Source organism: Campylobacter novaezeelandiae (genome assembly GCF_004323845.1).
Classification (GTDB): domain Bacteria; phylum Campylobacterota; class Campylobacteria; order Campylobacterales; family Campylobacteraceae; genus Campylobacter_D; species Campylobacter_D novaezeelandiae.
Genome location: NZ_QPGR01000031.1, coordinates 1 through 1,573 on the forward strand (window position 1 = coordinate 1; position 1,573 = coordinate 1,573).

Genomic DNA, 1,573 nt, shown 5'->3' on the forward strand with positions numbered 1-1,573 from the left:
AAGCATTAATTCCTTTTTTAAATTAAAGATTAAATGTTTAAAAAGTGAAGATATTTTTACTTATCCTATTGTAAGCGGTAATAAGGAGTTAATGTGAGAGATGAATTTTTAGAGTATGATTTTTATAGGTTGATTAGAAAACTTCTTAAAAACTATAATAAAAAAGATATTTTTTTAAGATCAAATCCTAGCTTAAAACATCCCAATAAAGAAATCGAGGCTATTAAATTTAATAAAAAAAATCAAAAAATTCTAATTGAAATAATAGTTAATTTTATAGGATTACAAGGAAGCACTTCTCAATTACCTAGCTATATGTTAGACAAACTATCAAGAAGTCAAAATAGTTCAGAATGGACTTTATTTTTTGATTTCTTTAATCACTATATACTATGGTTATTTTTTGAAAGTAAAAATTTAAGAAATTATGCAAGATCTTTTAAAGAAGATTTCAGTGATACTTTATCTAGGATATTATTTTCTTTACTTGGGATTGAAAATAATAATATCGCTAAAAAATATTTGCAATTTGCTCCCTTGCTTTTAAGTTTTAGACGACCAAAATACTATATAGAAAAAGCTTTGGAAAGTAATTTTAATCTATATAATAAAATAAGCATTATAGAAAATATCCCTCATCAAATTACAATTCCATCATATGAAAAAAATAAACTGGGTTCAAAAAACAATATTCTGGGAAATAATTTAATTTTAGGAAAAAAAATTACATCTTACAATAGCAAAATAGCTATTTATATAAAAAATATAGAATATGAGCAAGCTTTAAATTTTTTTCCTGGAAAAAAATCCTATCAAGAATTAAAAGAAAGTATCGTTTTTTTAACTAATAATGAATTTGATACGGATTTATATTTAAAAATTAAATATAATAAAAAAATGAGTTTTACTTTAGGAGATAAAAGCTCCTCAAAACTTGGGCTAGCAAAAATTCTAAAAAAGCCCAAAAACTCTTATAGTTTTATATATACAAAATTATAAATTTAGAAATTTATAATATTTATTTTGACTATTACAAATACTCTAATTTGCAAGTTATCTATTTTAAAAGTATCAAAAATTCATCTTTATCTAAAAAATAATAGTACTTTGAAACTTTGCAATAATTTACCTTTATCTTTTTGTAATAAATTTTACAAATCTTACGCCTTTAAAACTTCCCTAATCTCTATCTTTTAAAAAACACAAAAAAGAATTATATACGTTTATTATTTTAACAATGTCATTTATAAATAAAAGGTTATATAAAAGCTTGATATCTCTGCATAAATTTTAAATATAATCTTGCTACTTTATTAAAATCATTTATAAAAAATATCTTTATATATCAAATCTAAAAATTTATCAAGTACTTACAATTTATCGCTTAAAAAGTTTAAATTATTATTAATAAACGATTTTATATTTTAAGCATTTTATTAAAAGTGCTTGTGAAAATATTCCCACAAGTCATACTTCTACCTTCCATATATTCTTGTTGCAAATTACTAAGACTTGCTATGATAACTATGATTTAAAGCTAAAGCAACGCTATACAATGAAGCAATAATCACTA

The 1,573-nt window shown here is 21.6% G+C and carries 1 protein-coding gene; it reads left to right on the forward strand.

Annotation, left to right across the window (positions count from 1 at the left end):
- Window positions 1–93: 93 nt before the first annotated feature.
- On the forward strand, window positions 94–999 hold the full coding sequence (gene tssG / locus DU473_RS08115; protein WP_131186972.1) for a type VI secretion system baseplate subunit TssG: 906 nt from the start codon (window positions 94–96) through the stop codon (window positions 997–999).
- Window positions 1,000–1,573: the final 574 nt, after the last annotated feature.